We start from the raw sequence: 23,492 nt of genomic DNA on the forward strand, positions 1-23,492 counted from the left end.
TAAAGCTCAGCGTTTGAACCAGACGAAGTACGTCATCAGGATGAAGATGCCGAGCAGCATCGCGAAGGCGTAGTGATAGATGTAGCCCGACTGGAGCCAGCGCACCGCACCCGAGATGCGGCCGATGGCCTTCCACGAGCCGTTGACCATCGCGCCGTCGATCAACGCCTGGTCGCCGCCCTTCCACAGGCCGGTACCGAAGGCGCGTGCACCGCGGGCAACGATGTTCTCGTTGATCCAGTCGAGGTAGTACTTGTTGTCCAGCAGGCGGTAGACCGGGCCGAAGGCGCGCTTGATCGCGGCCGGCAGCGCCGGATTGACCATGTACATGTAGAACGAGAGCGCCACGCCGGCCAGCGCCAGCCAGAACGGCGGGGTCTGCAGGCCGTGGATGGCCATGGCCACCGGGCCGTGGAAGGCTTCGCCGAGCTCCTTCATGGCATGGTGCTTCGTGCCGTCGACAACGATCGCGCCATTGAAGAACTCGCCGAACAGCATCGGCTGGATGGTCATGAAGCCGATCACCACGGACGGGATGGCCAGCAGGACGAGCGGCAGCCACACCACCATCGGCGATTCGTGCGGCTTGTGGTCGTGGTTCCCGTGCCCGTGGTCGTCGCCGTGCGCGGCATGGTCGTCATGGTGCGCGTCGGGATTCTGGTCGTAGCGCTCCTTGCCGTGGAACACCAGGAAGTACATGCGGAACGAATAGAACGCCGTCACGAACACGCCGGCCAGCACCGCGTAGTACGCGAACTGCGCACCCCACAGGTGGCTTTCGCGCACCGCTTCGATGATGCTGTCCTTCGAGTAGAAACCGGCGAAGAACGGCGTGCCGATCAGCGCGAGCGAGCCCAGCAGCGAAGTGATCCAGGTGATGGGCATGTACTTGCGCACGCCGCCCATCCAGCGGATGTCCTGGTTGTGGTGCATGCCGATGATGACCGAGCCCGCGCCCAGGAACAGCAGCGCCTTGAAGAAGGCGTGCGTCATCAGGTGGAACACCGCCACCGAATAGGCCGAGGCGCCGAGCGCCACCGTCATGTAGCCGAGCTGCGACAGCGTCGAGTACGCGACCACGCGCTTGATGTCGTTCTGGATGATGCCCAGGAAGCCCATGAAGAGTGCCGTGATGGCACCGATCACCAGGATGAAGCTCAGCGCGGTGTCGCTGAGCTCGAACAGCGGCGACATGCGCGCCACCATGAAGATGCCGGCCGTGACCATGGTCGCCGCGTGGATCAGCGCCGAGATGGGGGTCGGGCCTTCCATCGAGTCGGGCAGCCACACGTGCAGCGGGAACTGCGCGCTCTTGCCCATGGCGCCGATGAACAGGCAGATGCAGATCACGGTGATCAGCATCCACTCGGTGCCGGGGAAGGTGATGCCGGCCAGCGTGCCGGCCTTGGCGAAGGCTTCGCCGTAGTTCAGCGTGCCGGCGTAGGCGGCAATGAGGCCGATGCCGAGGATGAAGCCGAAGTCGCCCACGCGGTTGACCAGGAAGGCCTTCATGTTCGCGAAGATCGCCGTCGGCCTGTTGAACCAGAAGCCGATCAGCAGGTACGACACCAGGCCCACCGCTTCCCAGCCGAAGAACAGCTGGAGCATGTTGTTGCTCATGACGAGCATCAGCATCGAGAAGGTGAACAGCGAGATGTATGCGAAGAAGCGGTTGTAGCCGTCGTCTTCTTCCATGTAGCCAATGGTGTAGACGTGCACCATCAGCGACACGAAGGTCACCACGCACATCATCATGGCCGTGAGGCCGTCGACCAGGAAGCCGACCTCCATCTTCAGGCCGCCGACCACCATCCATTCATAGAGGGTGGCGCTGAAGCGGGCGCCGTCCACGACGACCGACTTCAGCGTCATCGCCGAGATGATGAAGGCGACCAGCACGCCGAGGATGGTGAGCGAATGCGTGACCTTGCGGCCGATGTGATTGCCGCCGAACTTGGTGCCGAACAGGCCGGCGACGACAGCGCCGACCAGGGGTGCCAGGGGCACGGCCAGCAGGGTGGATGCGGAGAGGGTTGCGCTCATGTTGCTTTCAACCCTTGAGCGAGTTGAGTTCGTCGACGTTGATGTTGGACTTGTTGCGGAACAACAAGACCAGCAGCGCGAGACCGATGGCCGATTCGGCCGCGGCCACCGTCAGGATGAAGAACACGAAGATCTGGCCGTGCATGTCGTTCAGGTAGTACGAGAACGCCACGAAGTTCATGTTCACCGCGAGCAGCATCAGCTCGATGGCCATCAGCAGCACGATGAGGTTCTTGCGGTTCAGGAAAATGCCGATCACCGAGAGCGCAAAGAGCATGGCGCCAAGTGAAAGAAAGTGTCCGAGCGTGAGCGTCATGCCTTGTTTTCCTTTGCCGCCGCTGCCGCGCCCGCATCTGCGGGTGCTTCCACCACGGGCTCGGCGGCGCGCGTGACCGCCATCTGCACGATGCGCACGCGGTCCCGCGCCTTGACGCGCACCTGGTCGGACGGGTTCACGTACTTGCTGTCCTTGCGGGTGCGCAGCGTCAGGGCAATGGCGGCCACGATGGCCACCAGCAGGATGACGGCGGCAATCTCCAGCGGATAGAGATATTCGGAGTACAGCAGCTTGCCGAGTTCGAGCGTGTTCGAACTGCCGGCGGCAGGGGCCGGTGCGGCGCGCGGCGCCTCGAGCCGGAAGCCGCCCATCAGCACGGCCGCCATCTCGAGTGCGATGAGCGCGCCCACGGCGGCTGCGAGCGGAAAGTGCTTCCAGAAGCCCTCCCGCAGCCCGTCGACGTTGATGTCCAGCATCATCACGACGAACAGGAACAGCACCATCACCGCGCCGACGTAGACGAGCACGAGCGAGATCGCCAGGAACTCGGCGCGCAGCAAGAGCCAGATCGCGGAAGCCTGGAAGAACGCCAGCACCAGGAACAGCGCGGCGTACACGGGATTGCGGGCGGTGATGACGCGGAAGGCTGCAAACAGCAGCACCACGGCAAAGAGATAGAACAGACCGGTCTTGACGTCCATTGGAATTCGAATTGGTACGGGGTTCGGGCTGAGCGGATCAGCGGTACTTGGCGTCGGCCGCCTTGTTCGCTGCAATTTCTTTTTCGTAGCGGTCGCCCACGGCCAGCAGCATGTCCTTGGTGAAGTACAGGTCGCCGCGCTTCTCGCCGTGGTATTCGAAGATGTGGGTCTCGACGATCGAGTCGACCGGGCAGCTCTCTTCGCAGAAGCCGCAGAAGATGCACTTGGTCAGGTCGATGTCGTAGCGCGTGGTGCGGCGCGAGCCGTCGTCGCGCACATCGGACTCGATGGTGATGGCGAGCGCCGGGCACACGGCTTCGCAGAGCTTGCAGGCAATGCAGCGCTCTTCGCCGTTTTCGTAGCGGCGCAGCGCGTGCAGGCCGCGAAAGCGCGGCGACAGCGGCGTCTTCTCTTCGGGAAACTGCACCGTGATCTTGCGCGCGAAAGCGTACTTGCCGGTGATGGCCAGGCCCTTGAACAGTTCGAACAGCATGAAGCTGCCCAGGAAGTCCTTGAGCGAGAACGGAGCGGACGTTGTTGCGGTGTGCGCAGCAGACATGATGTTGGCGCTTCCAGTTATTTCCAGATGTTGAACGGCGTCTGCATCCAGGCACCGACCACGACCAGCCACACGAGCGTGACCGGAATGAAGATCTTCCAGCCCAGACGCATGATCTGGTCATAGCGGAAGCGCGGGAACGTCGAGCGCACCCACAGGAACATGGTGACCACGCAGAAGGTCTTGGCACCGAGCCAGATCCAGCCCGGGATGAAGCTCAGGAACTCGAACGGCGGCAGCCATCCGCCGAGGAACAGCACCACGCACAGGATCGAGACCAGCCACATGTTGGCGTACTCGGCCAGGAAGAACATGGCAAAGCTCATGCCCGAGTATTCGATCATGTGGCCCGCGACGATCTCGGACTCGCCCTCGACCACGTCGAAGGGGTGGCGGTTGGTTTCCGCCAAGCCCGAGATGAAGTAGACGACGAAGATCGGCAGCAGCGGCAGCCAGTTCCACGAGAGGATGTTGAGGCCCATGTCGTGGAAGATGCCCTTGCCCTGCACATTCACGATCTCGCTCATGTTCAGGCTGCCCGAGACCATCAGCACCACGACGAAGCAGAAGCCCATCGCGATCTCGTAGCTCACCATCTGCGCCGAGGCGCGCAGCGCGCCGAGGAAGGCGTACTTCGAGTTGGAAGCCCAGCCCGCGATGATCACGCCGTAGACCTCGAGCGAGGTGATGGCCATCACGAACAGCAGGCCGGCGTTGATGTTGGCCAGCGCCAGGTCGGGACCGAACGGAATCACGGCCCACGCGACCAGCGCCGGCATGATGGTCATGATGGGGCCCAGCAGGAACAGGCCCTTGTTGGCGACCGTCGGAAGAATGATTTCCTTGGTCATCAGCTTGAGCGCATCGGCAATGGGCTGCAGCAGGCCCAGCGGCCCGATGCGGTTCGGGCCCACGCGGATCTGCGTGAAGCCGATCGCCTTGCGTTCCCACAGCGTGAGGTAGGCCACGGCCCCCATCAGCGGCAGAACGACCACGATGATCTTGATCAGCGTCCAGATCACGGGCCAGCCCGCGGCCGTCCACCAGCCCGCGTTGATCAGCCCCTGGCCGAATGCGTGCAAGGAGTCGATCATGCCAAGGCCTCCTCGGCACGGGCCGGTGCTGCCAACGCGTTGCGCGCATCGGCGGTGAGCTGCAGCGACGGTGCGCGGCGCACGATCGAGTCGAGCTGGTAGATGCTCGCGACCACGGGTGCGGGAACCGCGCCGGTGGAAGCCACGGGTTTTGCCGCGGTTGCGTTGCGAAGCGCGTCAGCCGGCATGGCACCGTTGTCGCCGATGGTGCGCAGCACGTCGGCTGCCGACTCGAAGGAGAAGCCCGGCAGGCCCAGCAGGTTGGCCAGCACACGCAGCACCTTCCAGGCCGGACGCGCTTCGCCTTGCGGCTTCACGACGGCATGGAAACCCTGCACGCGGCCTTCGGCATTGACGAAGGTGCCCGGCGTCTCGGTGAACGGGGCGATGGGCAGCAGCACGTCGCTGAATTCGAGATTGGCCTTGAACGGGCTCAGCGTGACGACCATCTGGGCATTGCCGATAGTGTCTGCGGCCGCGGCGCCTGCGGCCGAGTCGAACACGGGTTCGGTGTTGAGCAGCAGCACGGCCTTGAGGCCGGAGCCCGCAGCCAGCATGCGGCCGGCATCGAGGCCGCCGTTCTTCGGGAACGCGCCGACGAGTTGCGCGCCCACGGTGTTGGCGGCTTCGGTCAGGTAGCCGACGGTGGCGCCGGTCTGCGCGCCGATCCAGTTCGCGAGGGCCAGCAGGCTGCTGGCGTGCGCATGGTGGGCGGCGGCGTTGCCGAGCAGGATGGCCTTGCGCTCGCCGCTCAGCAGCGAGGCTGCGATGGCTTGCGCGGCGGCATCCGGCGCGTTCCTGGGTGCGAGCGGTGCGGCGGCGCCGCTGGACTGGCCGATGGCGGCGGCCACGGCGGCCAGCGCCTCGACCCACTGGTCGGCTTCGACGATGGTCGCTTGCGCCACGCTCATGGCCCAGGCTTCGGGGTCGGCCATCAGGCCGGCCGAGGTGATCACCGACAGCGCGGCGCCCTTGCGCACGGCCTGGCGGATGCGCTGTGCGAACAGCGGATGGTCCTTGCGCAGGTTCGAACCGACCACCAACGCGCGCTGCAGCTGCGTGAGCGATGCGATCGAGGTGCCGAGCCAGCGCACGCCTTCGAACGCCGTGAACTCGGCGTTGCGCAGGCGATAGTCGATGTTGTCGCTGCCGAGCTCACGCGTGAGCATGGCGGCGAGCTGCAGTTCTTCGAGCGTGCTGTGCGGGCTCGCCAGCGTGCCGATGCTCTGCGCGCCGTGGTCGGCCTTGATCTGCTTGAGGCCATTGGCCACGTATTCGAGCGCGGTCTGCCAGTCGACCTGCTGCCATTGGCCGCCTTGCTTGAGCATGGGCTGCGTGAGGCGTTCGGGACCGTTCAGGCCTTCGTACGAGAAGCGGTCGCGGTCGGCGATCCAGCATTCGTTGACGTCTTCGTTCTCGAGCGGCACCACGCGCATCACGCGGTTGTTCTTGACCTGGACGATCAGGTTGGCGCCGGTGGAATCGTGCGGGCTCACCGACTTGCGGCGCGACAGCTCCCAGGTGCGGGCGCTGTAGCGGAACGGCTTGCTCGTGAGCGCGCCGACCGGGCAGATGTCGATCATGTTGCCCGACAGTTCGGAGTCGACCGAATCGCCGAGGAAGGTTTCGATTTCGGAGTGCTCGCCGCGCTGGGTCATGCCGAGCTCCATCACGCCGGCCACTTCCTGGCCGAAGCGGACGCAGCGCGTGCAATGGATGCAGCGGCTCATCTCTTCCATGCTGATCAGCGGGCCCACGTCTTTATGGAAAACGACGCGCTTTTCTTCTTCGTAGCGCGAAGAAGAGCCGCCGTAGCCCACGGCGAGGTCTTGCAGCTGGCATTCGCCGCCCTGGTCGCAGATGGGGCAGTCCAGCGGGTGGTTGATCAGGAGGAACTCCATGACCGACTGCTGGGCCTTGATGGCCTTTTCGCTCTTGGTGCGAACGATCATGCCCTGCGTGACGGGGGTGGCGCAGGCCGGCATCGGCTTGGGCGCTTTTTCCACGTCGACCAGGCACATGCGGCAGTTGGCCGCGATGCTGAGCTTCTTGTGATAGCAGAAGTGCGGGATGTAGGTGCCCGCCTTGTCGGCCGCATGCATCACCATGCTGCCTTCGGTCACTTCGACCTTCTTGCCGTCGAGTTCGATTTCGATCATGAGTATGTTTCTTCTCGCGCCAACGGACAGCCTCCGCCTTCGGCTGCGGTATTCACCTTGGGAACGGCCCGGCGGTTCATGCCTGGACCGGCGCCTTCGGGACGTAGCCCGGGATCAACGCCTCGAACTCGTGACGGAAGTGCTTGATCATGGCGCGCACCGGCATGGCCGCCGCGTCGCCGAGCGCGCAGATCGTGCGGCCCTGGATGTTGTCGGCCACGGAGTTGAGCAGGTCCATGTCGGACGCCCTGCCCTGCCCGTTGTGGATGCGGTCCACCACGCGGTAAAGCCAGCCCGTGCCTTCGCGGCACGGCGTGCACTGGCCGCAGGATTCGTGCATGTAGAAGTACGAGAGGCGCCTGAGCGACTCCACCATCGAGCGGCTGTCGTCCATGACGATGACTGCGCCCGAGCCCAGCATGGAGCCGGCCTTGGCGATGGAGTCGTAGTCCATCGTGCATTCCATCATGATGGAAGCCGGCAGCACCGGCGAAGACGATCCGCCCGGGATCACGGCCTTGAGCGTGCGGCCCGTGCGCACGCCGCCGCACAGCTCCAGCAGCTTGGAGAACGGCGTGCCCATGGGCACTTCGTAGTTGCCGGGCAGCTCGACGTCGCCGCTCACCGAGTAGATCTTGGTGCCGCCGTTGTTCGGCTTGCCGCACTCGAGGTACGCCGGGCCACCGTTGTTGATGATCCACGGCACCGCCGCGAAGGTCTCGGTGTTGTTGATGGTGGTGGGCTTGCCGTACAGGCCGAAACTCGCCGGGAACGGCGGCTTGAAGCGCGGCTGGCCCTTCTTGCCTTCGAGCGATTCGAGCAGCGCGGTTTCCTCGCCGCAGATGTAGGCGCCGAAGCCGTGTGCGGCGTGCAACTGGAAGTTGTACGTGCTGCCCATGATCTTGTCGCCGAGATAGCCGGCGGCGCGCGCTTCCTCGAGCGCTTCCTCGAAGCGGTCGTAGCTTTGGAAGATCTCGCCGTGGATGTAGTTGTAGCCGACGCTGATGCCCATTGCATACGCGGCGATGGCCATGCCTTCGATCACGATGTGCGGGTTGAACTGCAGGATGTCGCGGTCCTTGCAGGTGCCCGGCTCGCCTTCGTCGGAATTGCACACGAGGTACTTCTGCCCCGGGAACTGGCGGGGCATGAAGCTCCACTTCAGGCCCGTGGGAAAGCCCGCGCCGCCGCGGCCGCGCAGGCCCGATGCCTTGACCTCGGCAATCACCTGGTCGGGCGTGAGGCCCTCGGTGAGGATCTTGCGCAGCGCCTTGTAGCCGCCGCGCGCTTCGTAGTCGGCCAGGCGCCAGTTGGTGCCGTCGAGGCCGGCATAGATCTGCGGCTCGATGTGGCGGCCATGGAAACAGGTCTGGACACCCGTGGCCTGGAATTGCTGGAGCACTTGTTCGGGCGACATCACGCAGTCTCTCCTTTGGCGCTGCCGGCCGAGGCGCGCAGCCCTTCGATGAGCTGGTCGAGCTTGTCGTTGCTCATGAAGCTGCACATGGTGCGGTCGTTGACCAGCATCACGGGCGAATCGGCGCAGGCGCCCAGGCATTCGCTCTGCTGCAGGGTGAACAGGCCGTCGGCCGTGGTCTCGCCCATCTTGATGCCGAGCTTCTTCTCGAGGTGCACGAGCGCCGTGACACCGTCGCGCAGCTGGCACGGCAGGTTGGTGCACACGTTGAGCTTGAACTTGCCCACCGGGTGCTGGTTGTACATGTTGTAGAACGTCGTGACCTCGTGCACGGCGATGGGCGCCATGCCGAGGTATTCGGCGATCTCGCGCTCGCGCTGCATGCTGATGTAGCCCTCGTCCTGCTGGACGATGGCCAGGCAGGCCATCACCGCCGACTGCTTGCCGGCCTCGGGGTACTTGGCGACCTCGCGCGCAAAGCGCTCGAGGATCGCGGGCTTCAGAGGAGCAGAAGGCGCCGAAGGCGCCGTGTCATGGTGGGTCGAGGAAGTCGTCATTCGCTCTTTCTCACCTGTCGATTTCGCCGAACACGATGTCCATCGTGCCGATCACCGCGACAGCGTCGGCAATCATGTGGCCGCGCGACATTTCGTCGAGGGCGGCAAGGTGCGGGAAGCCGGGTGCACGGATCTTCAGGCGGTACGGCTTGTTGGCTCCGTCGCTCACCAGGTAGATGCCGAACTCGCCCTTCGGGTGCTCGACGGCGGCATACGCTTCGCCTTCGGGCACATGGAAGCCTTCGGTGAAGAGCTTGAAATGGTGGATCAGCTCCTCCATGTTCGCCTTCATCGACTCGCGTGCGGGCGCAGCCACCTTGTGGTTGCTGGTGATCACCGGGCCGTCGTTGGCGCGCAGCCAGGCCGAGCACTGCTGGATGATCTTGTTGGCCTGGCGCATTTCTTCCACGCGCACGAGGTAGCGGTCGTAGCAATCGCCGGTCCGGCCGACCGGCACGTCGAACTGCATCTGGTCGTAGACGTCGTAGGGCTGCTTCTTGCGCAGGTCCCATTCGATGCCCGAGCCGCGCAGCATGGGGCCGGTGAAGCCCAGGTTCAGCGCGCGCTCCGGCGTCACGACGCCGATGCCTACGGTGCGCTGCTTCCAGATGCGGTTGTCTGTGAGCAGCGTCTCGTACTCGTCGACCATCTTCGGGAAGCGCTTGCAGAAGTCGTCGATGAAGTCGAGCAGCGAGCCCTGGCGGTTCTCGTTGAGCCGCTCGATGGCTTTCGCGTTCTTGATCTTGCTGACCTTGTACTGCGGCATCGCATCCGGCAGGTCGCGGTAGACGCCGCCCGGACGGAAGTACGCCGCATGCATGCGCGCGCCCGACACGGCTTCGTACATGTCGAACAGGTCTTCACGCTCGCGGAAGCAGTAGATGAGCATGTTCATCGCACCGCAATCCAGGCCGTGCGCGCCGAGCCACAAGAGATGGTTCAGCAGGCGGGTGATCTCGGCGAACATCACGCGGATGTATTGCGCGCGGATCGGCACGTCCAGGCCCATCATCCGCTCGATGGCGAGGCAGTAGGCGTGCTCGTTGCTCATCATCGACACGTAGTCGAGACGGTCCATGTACGGCAGCGACTGGATGAAAGTGCGCGATTCGGCGAGCTTCTCGGTCGCGCGGTGCAACAGGCCGATGTGCGGATCGGCGCGCTGGATCACTTCGCCGTCGAGCTCGAGCACCAGTCGCAGCACGCCGTGCGCTGCAGGATGCTGGGGACCGAAGTTGAGTGTGTAGTTCTTGATTTCGGCCATATCAGTGCAAACCGCTGCCGTAGTTGTCTTCGCGGATCACGCGCGGCGTGATTTCGCGGGGCTCGATCGATACCGGCTGATAGACGACGCGCTTCTGTTCTTCGTCGTAGCGCATTTCCACGTGGCCGGACACCGGGAAGTCCTTGCGGAACGGATGGCCGATGAAGCCGTAGTCGGTCAGGATGCGACGCAGGTCGTCATGTCCTTCGAACACGATGCCGTAGAGGTCGAAGGCCTCGCGCTCGAACCATGTGGCGGCGTTCCAGACAGGCTGGAGCGAATCGACCACGGGCAGGTCTTCGTTGGGCGCAAACACCTTGAGGCGCACGCGCTGGTTGAGGCTCACCGAAAGCAGGTGCGTGACGACGCAGTAGCGCGCGCCCTCCCATGCGCCTTCGCGGTAGTCGGAATAGTCCATGCCGCAAAGGTCGATCAGCTGCTCGAAGCGGCAGCCGGGCGCGTCGCGCAGCAGGGTGGCGGCCTCGATGTACACATCGGCGCCGACCACCACGGTCACCTCGCCCAGGGCGAGCGTGACGCTCCTGGCGCGTGCGCCAAGGGTCTCAGCGATGATGGCGCGCAGCACCTCCGGCGAAATTGCAAAGTCGGTCATCGTCGGCAATCTCTCAGGCGCGGGCAATGGTGTTGGTGCGGCGGATCTTCTGCTGCAGCTGGATCACGCCATAGAGCAGAGCCTCGGCGGTGGGCGGGCAACCCGGCACATAGACGTCGACCGGCACGATGCGGTCGCAGCCGCGCACCACCGAATAGCTGTAGTGGTAGTAGCCACCGCCATTGGCGCACGAGCCCATCGAGAGCACCCAGCGCGGCTCGGGCATCTGGTCGTAGACCTTGCGCAGCGCCGGCGCCATCTTGTTGCACAGCGTGCCGGCCACGATCATCAGATCGGACTGGCGCGGACTGGGCCGGAACAGCATGCCGAAGCGGTCGATGTCGTAGCGGGCTGCGCCCGCGTGCATCATTTCGACCGCGCAGCAAGCCAGGCCGAATGTCATCGGCCAGAGTGATCCGGTCTTCGCCCAGTTCACCACCGAGTCGTAGGTGGTGGTGACGAAGCCTTCCTTCATGACGCCTTCAATGGCCATTTTGTCGATTCCTTGTCATTCCCAGTCGAGCGCGCCTTTTTTCCACTCGTAGGCAAAGCCCACGACGAGGATGGCGAGAAAGATCATCATGGCCCAGAAGCCGACGGCGCCGATTTCCTTGAGCGCGATGGCCCACGGAAAGAGAAAGGCAATCTCGAGATCGAACAGGATGAAGAGAATGGCAACGAGGTAATAGCGCACGTCGAATTTCATGCGCGCATCCTCGAAGGCCTCGAAGCCGCACTCGTAGGGAGCGTTCTTCGCAGCGTCGGGCCGGTTGGGGCCCAGGATGTAGCCGATGACTTGCGGTGCGACGCCTACACCGACACCGACCAGAATGAACAAAAGGACGGGGAGATAGGAATCGAGGTTCATCGGGAGATTTTTCACCGCTTGCCACTGGCAGGAAAACGCTCTGGATGAGGTTTTCTGCCAGTGAGATTTGGTGCGGTCGGCGAGACTCGAACTCGCACAGCTTTCGCCACTACCCCCTCAAGATAGCGTGTCTACCAATTTCACCACGACCGCGGTTTTTTGTTCGGATGGCATGAGGTACCTGGAAAGGTGTTTGGCTTTCCGAACAGCTTTAGAGTTTACCCTGAAATGAAGTCGTTTCTTGCAGGCAACTCCATGAAAACAACTTGATTATTTGTTGGGGATCTGCCCCGGGCCCGAAACAGGTGCGGCGGGCGCCGAAGCCGGTGCATTGGCAGGCGCCGCGCCACCCGAAGTGCCCGAAGGAATCTGCCCTGCGGGCGTCGAGGCGGGCGACGCCGGCGCACCCACCGCCGTACGCTCCAGCAGGCTGCCGCCGCCCGTGGGCCGCGCATGGCTGAAGTAAGCCAGCAGCAGCGTGGTGGCAAAGAAGACAGCCGCCAGGACGGCCGTGGTGCGCGAGAGGAAATTCGCGCTGCCGCTCGCACCGAACAGGCTGCCCGCGCTGCCGCTGCCGAAGGCCGCGCCCATGTCGGCACCCTTGCCGTGCTGGATCAGGATCAGCCCGATCATTGCAAGGGCCGACAGCATCTGCACGCCGACCAGAAGATTGAGGACCACATTCATTCGTTCTTACTCCTAATTATTGGCAGCCGCGGCCCGCGTCAGCGGGCGGCAGCCGAAATGATCTGCAAAAAGTCGGGGGCCTTGAGCGAGGCGCCGCCGATGAGGCCGCCATCGATGTCGGCCTGTGCGAGCAGCTGTGCGGCGTTGGCCGCATTCATGCTGCCGCCGTAGAGAATGCGGATGCCGGCCGCGTGTTCGCTGGCGGCATGGTGCAGCTGCGCGCGCAGCACGGCATGCACCGCCTGCGCTTGTTCCGGCGTGGCCGTCTTGCCGGTGCCGATGGCCCAGACCGGCTCGTAGGCGACGGCGATCTCGCTGATGCAGTGGCCGTTGACGTGGATCACCGCGGCGAGCTGCCGCTTGACGACTTCCTCGGTGTGGCCAGCCTCGCGCTCGGCCAGCGTCTCGCCCACGCAGACGATCGGCGTGATGCCGTTCGCCAGCGCCGCCGCCGTCTTGGCCGCGACCGACTCATCGGTTTCGCCGTGATACTGGCGCCGCTCCGAGTGGCCGACGATCGCATAGCGCACGCCGAACTCCTTCAGCATGGCCGCCGATTGCTCGCCCGTGAACGCACCTTGCGGGTGCGCCGAAATATCCTGCGCGCCCAGCGCCATGGCGGCGGAGCCCGCCAGCAGCGATTGCAGCTGCGCGAAATACGGCGCCGGCGCGCAAAGCGCGATGTCGCACGCGGCCGGGGCAGCGGCCAGGCCCTGCTGGAGGGCCTTCACCAGCGCCTCGTTGGCAGCCAGGCTGCCGTTCATCTTCCAGTTGCCGGCAATCAGCTTCTTGTTGGTTGTCGTCATGTCGTTGCCCCTCACCATGTCAGCACGATCTTGCCGATGTGCTGGTTGGATTCCATCAGCGCATGCGCCTGTGCGGCGCCGCTGGGTTCGCCGGCGGCCGCAAAGGTGCTGTGGATCACGGGCTTGATCGCGCCGCTCTCGAGCAGCGGCCAGACCTTCTCCCGCAGCGCCTTGGCAATGGCGCCCTTGAATGCCAACGGCCTCGGACGCAGCGTCGAGCCGGTGATCACCAGCCGCTTGCGCAACACCAGGCCCGCATTGAAGTCGCTCTTGACGCCGCCCTGCACCGCGATGATCACGAGCCGGCCGTCTTCGGCCATGCATTCGATCTCGCGTGCCACGTAGTCGCCAGCCACCATGTCCAGGATCACGTCCACGCCCTTGCCGCCGGTGAGCTTCTTCGCTTCTTCGGCGAAGTCGCTCGTGCGGTAGTTGATGGCGTGGTCGGCGCCGAGCTTCTTGCACGCTTCGCACTTGTCGTCGCTGCCGGCCGTGACGATCACCGTGGCGCCCAGCGCCTTGGCGATCTGGATGGCCGTCACACCGATGCCGCTCGATCCGCCCTGGATCAGCAGGGTCTCGCCCTTCTGCAGTCGGCCGCGCTCGAACACGTTGCTCCAGACGGTGAAGAAGGTCTCGGGCAGCGATGCCGCCTCGGTGTCGCTCCAGCCCTTGGGCACCGGCAGGCATTGCGCCACAGGCGCCACGCACAGCTGCGCATAGCCGCCGCCCGCGATCAGCGCGCAGACGCGGTCGCCGATCTTGAAGCCCGCTTCGGCCAGGGCCGCGGCATCGCCCGAGACGATCTCGCCTGCGACTTCGAGGCCCGGCAGGTCCGAGGCACCCGGCGGCACCGGATAGTGCCCCTTGCGCTGCAGCACGTCCGGGCGGTTCACGCCACTGGCCGCGACGCGAATCAGCAGTTCGCCCGCACCGGCCACCGGATCGGGACGCTCCACGGCGCGCAGCACCTCAGGGGCGCCGTACGAAGTGATTTCAATGGCTTTCATGGTCTTTGGCCTGCGACGAACGCCCGCATGGCGGGCGTGGTTAGCTGTTCAAAAAAGAAGGCAGCGGCATGGCTGCCGCCGCACCCTTCCCTGCTTACTCTTGCGGCTCGCGCGGCGCGTACTGCGGCTGCTGCTCGCCCACGGGCGCCTGCGGCTGCTCGTTGCGCGGCTGCTGCTCGTTGTTGAAGCGCGGTGCGCGCTCGCCACGATCGCCACCACGGTCGCCGCGGTCCGAACGCTCGCGGCGCTCGCCGCCGCGATCACCACGGTCACCACGGTCACCACGGTCTTCGCGCGGCGGGCGCTCCTGGTACTCCATGCCGGCCGGACGCTCGCTCAGGGCCTTCATGGACAGCTTGACGCGGCCCTTTTCGTCCGTCTCGAGAACCTTGACCTTCACGATCTGGCCTTCGCTCAGGTAGTCGGTCACCTTCTCGACGCGCTCGTGCGCGATCTGGCTGATGTGCAGCAGGCCGTCCTTGCCGGGCAGGAGGTTGATCAGCGCGCCGAAGTCCAGGATCTTGGTGACCGGGCCTTCGTAGACCTTGCCGATTTCGACTTCGGCCGTGATCTGCTCGATGCGCTTCTTCGCCAGCTCGGCCTTTTCGGGGTCGGTCGAGGCGATGGTGATGGTGCCGTCTTCGTCGATGTTGATCGTCGTGCCGGTTTCTTCCTGCAGGCCGCGGATCACCGCGCCGCCCTTGCCGATCACGTCGCGGATCTTCTCGGGGTTGATCTTCAGCGTGGTCAGGCGCGGTGCGAACTGCGACACCTCGGTCTTGGCCTCGCCCATCGCTTCCTGCATCTTGCCCAGGATGTGCATGCGCGCTTCCTTGGCCTGCGCCAGTGCGACCTGCATGATTTCCTTGGTGATGCCCTGGATCTTGATGTCCATCTGCAGCGCGGTGATGCCGTTGGTCGTGCCGGCCACCTTGAAGTCCATGTCGCCCAGGTGATCTTCGTCGCCCAGGATGTCGGTCAGCACCGCAAAGCGGTTGTCTTCCTTGATGAGGCCCATGGCGATGCCGGCCACGTGGGCCTTCATCGGCACGCCGGCGTCCATCATGGACAGGCAGCCGCCGCAGACCGAAGCCATCGACGAGGAGCCGTTCGACTCGGTGATTTCCGACACCACGCGGATGGTGTACGGGAATTCTTCCTTGGTCGGCAGCACGGCGACGAGCGCGCGCTTGGCCAGGCGGCCGTGGCCGATTTCGCGGCGCTTGGTCGAGCCCATGCGGCCCACTTCACCGGTGGCGAAGGGAGGCATGTTGTAGTGGAACAGGAAGCGGTCTTCGTACTCGCCGGCCAGCGCGTCGATGCGCTGCGCGTCACGCTCGGTGCCGAGCGTGGTGATGACCAGGCCCTGCGTCTCGCCGCGCGTGAACAGCGCCGAGCCGTGGGTGCGCGGCAGCACGGAGTTGCGGATCTCGATGGGGCGCACGGTGCGCGTGTCGCGGCCGTCGATGCGGGGTTCGCCCGAGAGGATCTGGCTGCGGACGATCTTCGATTCGATCGAGAACAGCAGGTCGTTGACCTTGCCCGCGTCGAAGGGTTCGCCGCTTTCCTTCAGCGTGATCATTACGCTGGCATTGGCTTCGCGCAGGGCTTGCGTGCGGGCCTGCTTGCTGCGGATCTGGTAGACGGCGCGGAGCTTTTCCTCGGCCAGGCTCTTGACCTTGGCAACGAAGGCTTCGTCTTCGGCCGGTGCCTGCCAGTCCCACACCGGCTTGCCGGCGTCGCGCACGAGTCCATGGATCGCGTTGATGGCGATGGCGGCCTGTTCGTGGCCGAACACCACGCCGCCCAGCATGATTTCTTCGCTGAGTTGCTGCGCTTCGGATTCGACCATCAGCACGGCCGCTTCGGTGCCGGCAACGACGAGGTCCATCTGCGAATCCTTGCGGGCGGTCTGGCCCGGATTCAGCACGTACTGGCCGTTGATGTAGCCCACGCGCGCAGCGCCGATCGGGCCGCTGAACGGAATGCCGGAGATCGACAGCGCGGCGCTCACGCCGATCATGGCGGCGATGTCGGCATCGACTTCGGGGTTGAGCGACAGCGTGTGGATGACCACGTGCACTTCGTTCAGGAAACCTTCGGGGAACAGCGGGCGGATCGGACGGTCGATCAGGCGGCTGGTGAGGGTTTCGTGTTCGCTGGGCTTGGCTTCGCGCTTGAAGAAGCTGCCGGGGATCTTGCCCGCGGCGTAGGTCTTCTCGATGTAGTCCACGGTCAGCGGGAAGAAATCCTGGCCCGGCTTGGCGGTCTTGGAGGCGACCACGGTGGCGAGGATCACGGTGCCGTCGATGTCGACCACCACGGCGCCGCTGGCCTGGCGGGCGATTTCACCGGTTTCCATGACGACGGTCTTGTCGCCCCACTGGAAGGACTTGGTGACTTTGTTGAAGAGGCTCATGTTTTGCTCCTGTTTTGATAGCGACAACCCGCATTCAGCATGCGGGTTCCGCAGGGACGGAGGCTTCTCAGAACACGATGCCATTCCAGCGAAGCTCGGCGGGAACTTCATTGGAATGACACAGCTTCGCTCTGTTTTGGCACTCCGAAAGTGGATCGCGAAGTAAAAAACGCCTGAGCTAGCGGACTAACCCAGGCGTTTTTTCATGCGATTCGATTTACTTGCGCAGACCCAGCTTGGCGATCAGCGCGGTGTAGCGGTCGGCGTCCTTGGACTTGAGGTAGTCCAGGAGCTTGCGGCGGCGGCTCACCATGCGCAGCAGGCCGCGGCGGCCATGGTGGTCCTTGGCGTGCGTCTTGAAGTGGGGGGTGAGCTCGTTGATACGGGCGGTCAGCAGTGCAACTTGCACTTCCGGGCTGCCGGTGTCGTTGGCGGCGCGGGCGTTGTCCTTGACGACTTCGGCCTTGATGGAGGCTGCGATCATGTTGATTTCCTTGTTCCGGGATGTTTGACTTGCGGTGAGCGCTGGAACTGCCCTCACCGTGCGCCTTGCGGCATGCAAAGCCTCGGAATTATAGCTCGCCCCGATCTTGCGCGTTTACTGTCTGGATAGCCAGGTTTTCAGGCGGTCGACGCCCTGGACCAGGCGCTGGGGGTCCTTGGAGGCGAAGCACCAGCGCAGCCAGCCCTGGGCTTCGGGGGCGAAGGCGTTGCCGGGGGCGAGGCCGAGGCCGGCTTCGACGACCAGGCGCTTGGCGAGGTCGAGGGAATCGCCGAAGCCTTCGAGGCGGAAGAAGGCGTACATGCCGCCCTTGGCGGGGGCCACCTGCACGCCGGGGAGTTCGGCCAGCAGGGGCACGAGGGTGTCGCGGCACTGCTTCAGGTGGGCGACCACGCGAGGGGTGATCTCGGCAGTGTGCGCGATGGCGGCGATGGCGGCACGCTGGGTGAAGACGCTGGCGCAGGAAGTGTTGAACTCGATCAGCTTGCCGATGCCGTCGACCAGCGCGGGCGGCAGCACGAGCCATCCCAGGCGCCAGCCGGTCATGAGGAAGCTCTTCGAGAAGCTGTGCGTCACCACCAGCCGGTCGTCGGGCCGGGAAATATCGAGGAAGCTGGGCGCGCAGCCGTTGGGCGTCGGTTCGAAGTAGAGGCGCTCGTACACCTCGTCGGCCAGGATCCAGGTGCCGGTCTCGCGGCAGTGGTCGAGCACGGCCTGCTGCTCTTCGCGCGTCATGGTCCAGCCGGTGGGGTTGTTGGGCGCGTTGACGATCAGGAGCTTCGTCTTGGGCGTGACCGCGTCTCGCAGCGCGGCCAGGTCCAGCGTCCACTGGCCGCCGGCGGGCACCAGCGACACCGTGCGCACCCGGGCACCGAGGATGGCGGGCTGCGCCGTGAGGTTGGGCCACACCGGCGTGACCGCGACCACTTCGTCGCCCGCATCGACCAGCGCCTGCACCGCGAGCATCAGCGCATTGACGCCGCCGGAGGTGACGGCGATGCGCGCCGCATCGACCCTCGGATGCAGCTGGCTGGTGTAGCCCGCGATCGCCTCGCGCAACTCGGGCAGCCCGAGGTTGTGGGCATAGAAGGTTTCGCCGCGCTGCAGGGAGTCGATGGCCGCCTGGCGGATCACTTCGGGCGTGACCTCGTCGCTTTCGCCGAACCAGAAGGCGAGCACGTCGTCGCGGCCGAGCCCGGCGTTGGCAACCTCGCGGATCTTGGAGGCTTCGAGGTTGTGGATGGCTTCGCGCATGTCGTCGTTCCTAGATTCTTTTCATTTTGCAGCTGGTCGGCAGCTCGGCGCGCTCGGGGGCGATGGTCTTGATCACGCGAAAGCCGTAGCCCGAACCTTCGACATCGAACTGCACGCCGGGCTTGCCCTGCTTGTCCATCACGCCCACCACCAGCTGCTGCTGGAACTGGTGGTCGGCCGCGCGCATGCGGCCGCGCTGCCCGTAGAGGCTCACGTCGGCCTGCTCGAGCGCGCGCGCCACGGCCACCGCGTCGGCGCTGCCGGCGCGTTCGATCGACTGCGCGAGCGACTCCACGAGCAGTTGCATGCGCATGTGCACGTAGTCGTCGGCGGGTTTGGGAAAGCGCGTTCGGAAGGCGCGGTAGAACGCCTCGGACTGCGCGGTCTGCACATTGGGCAGCCAGTCGGCCACAGCGATCACGCGGCCGATGCCGGCGTCGCCGATGGCCGCGGGCGCGCCCAGGGCGTTGCCGTAGAAGGTGTAGAAGGTGCCGTTGAAGCCGGCCTCGCGCGCCGCCTTCACCAGCAGCGTGAGGTCGTTGCCCCAGTTGCCGGTGAACACCGCCTGTGCGCCGCTCGCCAGGATCTTGCTGGCGTAGGGCGCAAAGTCCTTCACCTTGCCCATCGGGTGCAGTTCGTCGCCGACGATCTCCACATCGGGCCGCTGCACGCCCAGCTGGCGCTTCGATTCGCGCAGCACCGCCTGGCCAAAGCTGTAGTCCTGGCCGATGAGGTAGGCCCGCTTGAGCGACGCATCGTCCTTCACCACTTCCATCAGCGCGGCCACGCGCATGTCGGCATGCGCATCGAAGCGGAAGTGCCAGAAGCTGCAGCGCTCGTTGGTGAGCGCCGGATCGACGGCCGCGTAATTGAGGAAGATCACGCGCCGCGAGGGATCGCGCTCGTTGTTCTTCTCGATCGCATCGACCAGGGCCGCGGCGGTGGCCGACGAGTTGCCCTGCAGCACGATGCGCGCGCCGTCGTCCATGGCCGCGCGCAGTGCCGACAGCGCCTCTTCGTTCTGTCCCTTGCTGTCGTAGCGGTCGAGCTGCAGCGGCCGTGCACCACCCGGCAGCTTGATGCCGCCGCGCGCATTCACGCGCTCCACGGCCCACAGCAGGTTGCGGAACACCGCCTCGCCGGTGTTGGCGAACGGGCCGCTCATGCTCTCGATCAATGCGAGGCGGAGGGGTGCGGGCGGCGTCTGGGCCTGCGCACCGAACGGCGCTGCGCATAGCGCCAGCGCGGCAAATTTCAAGGCCTTGCGACGCCAAATAAAGGGGGGGTTCATTGTCTTGAAACGGGTGCGGCCATGCCTAGATGAGGTGGCAAGCGGCACTCAGGATTGAATGGCCGCGCAGTGTAAGGGACACACATTCTTGTCCTCATTGTGTTCATTCAGGAGTTCTCACATGTTTTTCGCCCCCACCCTTCGCACCGCCCGCTTCGCACCCCGTTCGTACGATCGCGCCTTCGAGCGCTTCGTCAACGAAGCCTTCACCGGCGCCATCCGTTCGCCGCTCGTCGAACAGGACGACAAGAGCTGGACGCTCTCGCTCGATGTGCCGGGCTTCTCGCGCGAAGACCTCAGCATCGGCATCGAAGGTGCCGTGGTCCGCATCGACAGCAAGGCCGACGCCAAGCGCCAGTTCAAGGCTGCCTACGAGCTGCCGCTGGACATCGACGTGGCAGCCAGCGAGGCCAAGCTCGAAAATGGCGTGCTCACGCTGAAGCTCGGCAAGCAGGTGCCGGTGAGCCAGGTTTCGGCCCTGCAGATCAACTGAGCTTGCAAAGCCCGCGGGAGAAAAGTGTCGTTCACTTTTGTTTTTGACTTTGAACGCACTCCCTATTCACAATAGGGCAGCGGATAACGTCACATGATGTGACGTTTTCACATTTTTTCTCTTCGTGGGCGTCTCGCAAACGCACCGAATCCCCGGCGGTGCGGATTCGGGTGCCCCCTCAAGGCACACCATGATCACGCACTTCAAGCCAGCCAAGGACAATGAACGGTCCGACACCCTCCTGGTCTTCCTGCCTGGCGCATACCTGAAACCCGACGAATTCGAGCGCGAAGGCTTCATCAGCGCCGTGCGGGAGCGCCACCTGGCAGCCGACTCGCTGCTGGTGGACGCGGACGTTTCCTACTACTACGACCAGACGCTCAGCGAACGCCTGCATGCCGACGTCATCGCGCCGCAACGTGCCAAGGGCTACAAGTCGATCTGGCTCGTGGGCATTTCGATCGGCGGCTTCGGCGCGCTGGTCCACGAACTGTCGCGGCCGGGCTCGGTCGACGGCATCGTGGCGCTGGCCCCGTATTTGGGGCGCCGCGTCCTGGGCGCCGAGATCCACAAGGCCGGCGGCCTGCGCACGTGGCAGGCTCCCACCGGGCCCCAGCCCGACGAGGAAGTCGACCGCAAGCTGTGGCCCTGGTTCCAGCAATACCTGCAACCCCAGCAAGCCCAGAAGCTGCCGCAGCTCTATCTCGGCTTTGGCCTGGACGACCGCTTTGCCAGCAACCACAAGCTGCTGGCCGATGCCTTGCCCGAAGGACGCGTCTTCACGACCGAAGGCGGCCACGACTGGCCGCAATGGCGCCAGCTGTGGCGCAACATGCTCGACGTGCTGCCCGTGCCTTCGCTCGCCCGCTCGCCCCGCCCCGCTGCTAGGCGCTCGCCTGCAAGGCTGTCCCGGATGCCATCAGCGAAGCCATGGGCCATCGCGGCTTGACGTCGAAGGCATAGCGTTCGCTGGCCTCGGCCAGCCCTGATTGCAGCCGCATCGCGGCCGCCATGGCGATCATGGCGCCGTTGTCCGTGCACAGGTGCAGTTCCGGATAGTGCACGCGCACGCCGCGCCTGGCGCAGGCGGCGTTCAGCTGCTCGCGCAGGCTGCGGTTCGCCCCAACCCCGCCGGCCACCACCAGCCGCTGGAGGCCGGTTTGCTCGAGTGCCGCCATCGACTTCTTCAGCAGCACCTCGACGATCGCCGCCTGCGTCGATGCCGCAAGGTCGGCCTTGTTCGCCTCGAGTCCGGCGCCGAGCTTCTTGGCTTGCGTCAGCACCGCGGTCTTGAGCCCTGCGAACGAAAAGTCCAGGTCGCCGCTGTGCAGCAGCGGGCGCGGCAGCTTGAAGGCGGTGGCATTGCCCTCTTCGGCCAGCTTGGCGAGCCAGGGGCCGCCGGGATACGGCAGGCCCATGAGCTTGGCGCTCTTGTCGAAGGCCTCGCCGGCCGCATCGTCGATGGTTTCGCCCAGCAGCGCATAGCGCCCGACGCCGTCAACCCGCATCAGCTGCGTATGTCCACCCGACACCAGCAGCGCCACGAACGGGAACTCCGGCGGGTCTGCGCTCAGGAACGGCGACAGCAGGTGGCCTTCGAGGTGATGCACCCCCAGCACCGGCTTGCCGAGCGCCGCGCCCAATGCGCACGCCACCCCCGCGCCCACCAGCAAGGCGCCGGCGAGCCCGGGCCCGCGCGTATAGGCGACCACGTCGATCTCGGCCAGCGAGCGTCCCGCCTCGGCCATCACCGCTTCGGTCAGCGGCAGCACGCGGCGGATGTGGTCGCGGCTGGCCAGCTCCGGCACCACGCCCCCGTAGGCCTGGTGCATGGCGATCTGGCTGTGCAGCGCGTGCGCGCGCAGCAGCGGCAGCGCGCTGCCGCGCGACTCCACCAGCGCCACGCCGGTCTCGTCGCAGGAGGATTCGATTCCCAACAAGAGCATGGGGCGAGTTTAGGCGGGCCGTGCGACCGGCGCCGGCCTGGGGGTACGGCGGCGCGACCGATGGCTCGCCCCGATTCGCTGCCCACGGCACGAATGTTGCACCTGCACTCCGACAATGAAATCCGGACTGAGTTATCTGATCGCCGCCCGAAAGTGCGAAATCGACGAGCTGGACCAGCTCGCGCGCACCAGCGACCTGGTGGTCCTGATCGCACGCCTGGTGCATGCGCTCCAGCGGGAACGCGGCATGTCCAACGTGTTCCTGGCCTCGCGCGGCGTCCGCTTCGCCGGCCAGCGCGATCCGCAGATCGCCGAATGCCAGGCGCTCGAACAGGCGGTGCGCGCGGGGTTCGACCAGCTCGAGACCGAGGCGCGCCCGGGCACCACCGCGGGCAACAGCGCCCGCCTCTTCAGCCGCATCGCCTGGGTGCTGCCGGGGCTCGATGGGCTGCCGGCCTTGCGCGGCCGCGTCGGCGCGCTCGAACTGACGCCCGCGCAGGCCACGGCCGCTTTCGCGAAGCTCGTCGCAGGCTTGCTGGCCGTGGTGTTCGAGGCGGCCGATGGCGCCACCGATCCCGAGATCTCGCGCCTCCTGGTCGCGATGTTCAATTTCATGCAGGGCAAGGAGTTCGCGGGCCAGGAGCGCGCGTTCGGCGCCGCCTCGCTGGCCGTGGGCCGGCGCGACGAGGCGCAGCGCCAGCAATGGCTGCATCTCATCGAGCTGCAGGAGCGCTGCTTCCAGGTCTTCATCGATTTTTCGAGCAGCGGCGTGCTGGCGCTCTGGCACCAGGGCCAGTCAGACGTTGCGACGGCGGAGATCGAACGCATGCGCCGCATCAGCGTGAGCTCGGCGCAAGCGGCTTCCGCGGCCGTGCCCGACCCGCGGTTGAGCCAGGACTGGTTCGACAGCTGTACGCGCCGCATCGACGCCATGAAGTCCGTCGAGGACCGCCTGGCCGCCGACCTGCGCGCGCTCTGCGCGCGCAAGACCACCGAGGCGCGCAGCGAGTTGCAACAGTACGAGGAAGTGCTGGGCACGCTGGCGCCGCAAGCCGAAGGCGCGGCCTTCTTCGACGACACCGGCACCCAGGCGACGGAGCCCGCGCCCTACGGCCGGCACCTGGAGCGCTCGGTGCTCGACATGGTCCAGGAGCAATCGCACCGACTGCAGGCCATGAGCGACGAACTCGAAACCGTGCGCGCCTCGCTCAACGAGCGCAAGCTGGTCGAGCGCGCCAAGGGCCTCCTGATGGCGCACCGGCGCATGACCGAGGCAGAGGCCCACAAGATGCTGCTGCAGACGGCCATGAACCAGAAGCGCCGGCTCGTCGACGTGGCCGAGTCGATGCTCGCCATGGCCGACTACCTGCCCCTGGCCGAGACGCCGCAGCGCTGAAGAAGCGGGCACGGGCGCACGAATTGGTGCGGCGCACAACAATCGTGCACGCAAGCAGCTTTCCGCCCCAACCAACCGGACGACAAACCCCAGGCCGGGCTCCTGCTGCCCCTTTGATAGCGAATGAGGGGTCCGA

General features: G+C 65.4%; 23 protein-coding genes and 1 tRNA gene. 3 read left to right on the forward strand and 21 right to left on the reverse strand.

The genetic code is table 11. The features are described 5' to 3' along the window. Positions 1-6 precede the first annotated feature (6 nt). The 20 genes from nuoL to ABID97_RS20535 form a co-directional block, all read right to left on the reverse strand. On the reverse strand, positions 7-2,043 hold the full coding sequence (gene nuoL / locus ABID97_RS20440; protein ID WP_354400352.1) for an NADH-quinone oxidoreductase subunit L: 2,037 nt from the start codon (positions 2,041-2,043) through the stop codon (positions 7-9). Positions 2,044-2,050: 7 nt separating this feature from the next. After that, complete coding sequence (nuoK, locus tag ABID97_RS20445; protein ID WP_354400353.1) at positions 2,051-2,359, reverse strand: NADH-quinone oxidoreductase subunit NuoK; 309 nt, start codon at positions 2,357-2,359, stop codon at positions 2,051-2,053. Continuing rightward, a complete protein-coding gene (locus tag ABID97_RS20450) occupies positions 2,356-3,021 on the reverse strand; it encodes an NADH-quinone oxidoreductase subunit J (RefSeq protein ID WP_354400354.1) in 666 nt (221 codons plus the stop codon). Before ABID97_RS20450 ends, nuoK begins: the two co-directional genes overlap by 4 nt. 37 nt (positions 3,022-3,058) lie before the next feature. After that, on the reverse strand, positions 3,059-3,580 hold the full coding sequence (gene nuoI / locus ABID97_RS20455) for an NADH-quinone oxidoreductase subunit NuoI (protein WP_055805171.1): 522 nt from the start codon (positions 3,578-3,580) through the stop codon (positions 3,059-3,061). 17 nt (positions 3,581-3,597) lie between these two features. Then, positions 3,598-4,674: an NADH-quinone oxidoreductase subunit NuoH gene (nuoH, locus tag ABID97_RS20460; protein ID WP_354400355.1), complete on the reverse strand. Its 1,077-nt coding sequence runs from the start codon at positions 4,672-4,674 to the stop codon at positions 3,598-3,600. Continuing rightward, entirely contained in the window at positions 4,671-6,833 is a 2,163-nt protein-coding gene (nuoG, locus tag ABID97_RS20465; RefSeq protein WP_354400357.1) for an NADH-quinone oxidoreductase subunit NuoG, read from the reverse strand. Before nuoG ends, nuoH begins: the two co-directional genes overlap by 4 nt. A gap of 76 nt (positions 6,834-6,909) precedes the next feature. Next, a complete protein-coding gene (gene nuoF / locus ABID97_RS20470; protein WP_354400358.1) occupies positions 6,910-8,250 on the reverse strand; it encodes an NADH-quinone oxidoreductase subunit NuoF in 1,341 nt (446 codons plus the stop codon). After that, positions 8,250-8,807 carry an NADH-quinone oxidoreductase subunit NuoE family protein gene (locus ABID97_RS20475; protein WP_354400360.1) on the reverse strand — a complete coding sequence of 186 codons (558 nt, stop codon included), beginning with the start codon at positions 8,805-8,807 and terminating at the stop codon, positions 8,250-8,252. Before ABID97_RS20475 ends, nuoF begins: the two co-directional genes overlap by 1 nt. Before the next feature lie 10 nt (positions 8,808-8,817). Continuing rightward, complete coding sequence (locus tag ABID97_RS20480; RefSeq protein ID WP_354400362.1) at positions 8,818-10,071, reverse strand: NADH-quinone oxidoreductase subunit D; 1,254 nt, start codon at positions 10,069-10,071, stop codon at positions 8,818-8,820. Position 10,072: 1 nt separating this feature from the next. Then, positions 10,073-10,684, reverse strand: coding sequence for an NADH-quinone oxidoreductase subunit C (locus tag ABID97_RS20485; RefSeq protein WP_354400364.1), 612 nt, complete (start codon positions 10,682-10,684; stop codon positions 10,073-10,075). Between the two features lie 13 nt (positions 10,685-10,697). Then, entirely contained in the window at positions 10,698-11,177 is a 480-nt protein-coding gene (locus ABID97_RS20490) for a NuoB/complex I 20 kDa subunit family protein (RefSeq protein ID WP_012748606.1), read from the reverse strand. 15 nt (positions 11,178-11,192) lie between these two features. Then, on the reverse strand, positions 11,193-11,552 hold the full coding sequence (locus tag ABID97_RS20495) for an NADH-quinone oxidoreductase subunit A (RefSeq protein WP_012748607.1): 360 nt from the start codon (positions 11,550-11,552) through the stop codon (positions 11,193-11,195). 68 nt (positions 11,553-11,620) lie between these two features. Next, positions 11,621-11,705, reverse strand: a tRNA-Leu gene (locus ABID97_RS20500). Between the two features lie 117 nt (positions 11,706-11,822). Beyond that, positions 11,823-12,239, reverse strand: coding sequence for a preprotein translocase subunit SecG (gene secG, locus ABID97_RS20505; RefSeq protein WP_354400366.1), 417 nt, complete (start codon positions 12,237-12,239; stop codon positions 11,823-11,825). Between the two features lie 38 nt (positions 12,240-12,277). Next, on the reverse strand, positions 12,278-13,045 hold the full coding sequence (gene tpiA / locus ABID97_RS20510; protein ID WP_503012786.1) for a triose-phosphate isomerase: 768 nt from the start codon (positions 13,043-13,045) through the stop codon (positions 12,278-12,280). 11 nt (positions 13,046-13,056) lie between these two features. Next, on the reverse strand, positions 13,057-14,055 hold the full coding sequence (locus ABID97_RS20515) for an NAD(P)H-quinone oxidoreductase (protein WP_354400369.1): 999 nt from the start codon (positions 14,053-14,055) through the stop codon (positions 13,057-13,059). A gap of 94 nt (positions 14,056-14,149) precedes the next feature. Then, the gene (pnp, locus tag ABID97_RS20520) at positions 14,150-16,474 is read right to left on the reverse strand and encodes a polyribonucleotide nucleotidyltransferase (RefSeq protein WP_354400371.1); all 2,325 of its coding nucleotides are present in this window, start codon (positions 16,472-16,474) and stop codon (positions 14,150-14,152) included. A gap of 217 nt (positions 16,475-16,691) precedes the next feature. Further along, the gene (rpsO, locus tag ABID97_RS20525) at positions 16,692-16,958 is read right to left on the reverse strand and encodes a 30S ribosomal protein S15 (protein WP_007837783.1); all 267 of its coding nucleotides are present in this window, start codon (positions 16,956-16,958) and stop codon (positions 16,692-16,694) included. A 114-nt stretch (positions 16,959-17,072) separates the two neighbouring features. Continuing rightward, positions 17,073-18,230 carry a pyridoxal phosphate-dependent aminotransferase gene (locus tag ABID97_RS20530; RefSeq protein ID WP_354400373.1) on the reverse strand — a complete coding sequence of 386 codons (1,158 nt, stop codon included), beginning with the start codon at positions 18,228-18,230 and terminating at the stop codon, positions 17,073-17,075. Between the two features lie 10 nt (positions 18,231-18,240). Next, positions 18,241-19,521 carry a branched-chain amino acid ABC transporter substrate-binding protein gene (locus tag ABID97_RS20535; RefSeq protein WP_354400375.1) on the reverse strand — a complete coding sequence of 427 codons (1,281 nt, stop codon included), beginning with the start codon at positions 19,519-19,521 and terminating at the stop codon, positions 18,241-18,243. A gap of 121 nt (positions 19,522-19,642) precedes the next feature. Between ABID97_RS20535 and ABID97_RS20540 the strand changes: the two genes are divergently transcribed. After that, positions 19,643-20,014 (forward strand): Hsp20/alpha crystallin family protein, encoded by a 372-nt coding sequence (locus tag ABID97_RS20540; protein WP_354400377.1) that lies wholly within the window; start codon positions 19,643-19,645, stop codon positions 20,012-20,014. A gap of 190 nt (positions 20,015-20,204) precedes the next feature. Beyond that, a complete protein-coding gene (locus ABID97_RS20545) occupies positions 20,205-20,963 on the forward strand; it encodes an alpha/beta hydrolase-fold protein (RefSeq protein ID WP_354400378.1) in 759 nt (252 codons plus the stop codon). Here ABID97_RS20545 and tsaD read toward each other — a convergent pair. Further along, positions 20,899-21,960: a tRNA (adenosine(37)-N6)-threonylcarbamoyltransferase complex transferase subunit TsaD gene (tsaD, locus tag ABID97_RS20550; RefSeq protein ID WP_354400379.1), complete on the reverse strand. Its 1,062-nt coding sequence runs from the start codon at positions 21,958-21,960 to the stop codon at positions 20,899-20,901. The genes ABID97_RS20545 and tsaD overlap by 65 nt on opposite strands. 115 nt (positions 21,961-22,075) lie before the next feature. Between tsaD and ABID97_RS20555 the strand changes: the two genes are divergently transcribed. Then, positions 22,076-23,356 (forward strand): nitrate- and nitrite sensing domain-containing protein, encoded by a 1,281-nt coding sequence (locus ABID97_RS20555; RefSeq protein WP_354400380.1) that lies wholly within the window; start codon positions 22,076-22,078, stop codon positions 23,354-23,356. Positions 23,357-23,492 lie beyond the last annotated feature (136 nt).

The sequence above is a fragment of the Variovorax sp. OAS795 genome (assembly GCF_040546685.1).
In the GTDB taxonomy this organism is placed as follows: Bacteria; Pseudomonadota; Gammaproteobacteria; order Burkholderiales; family Burkholderiaceae_C; genus Variovorax.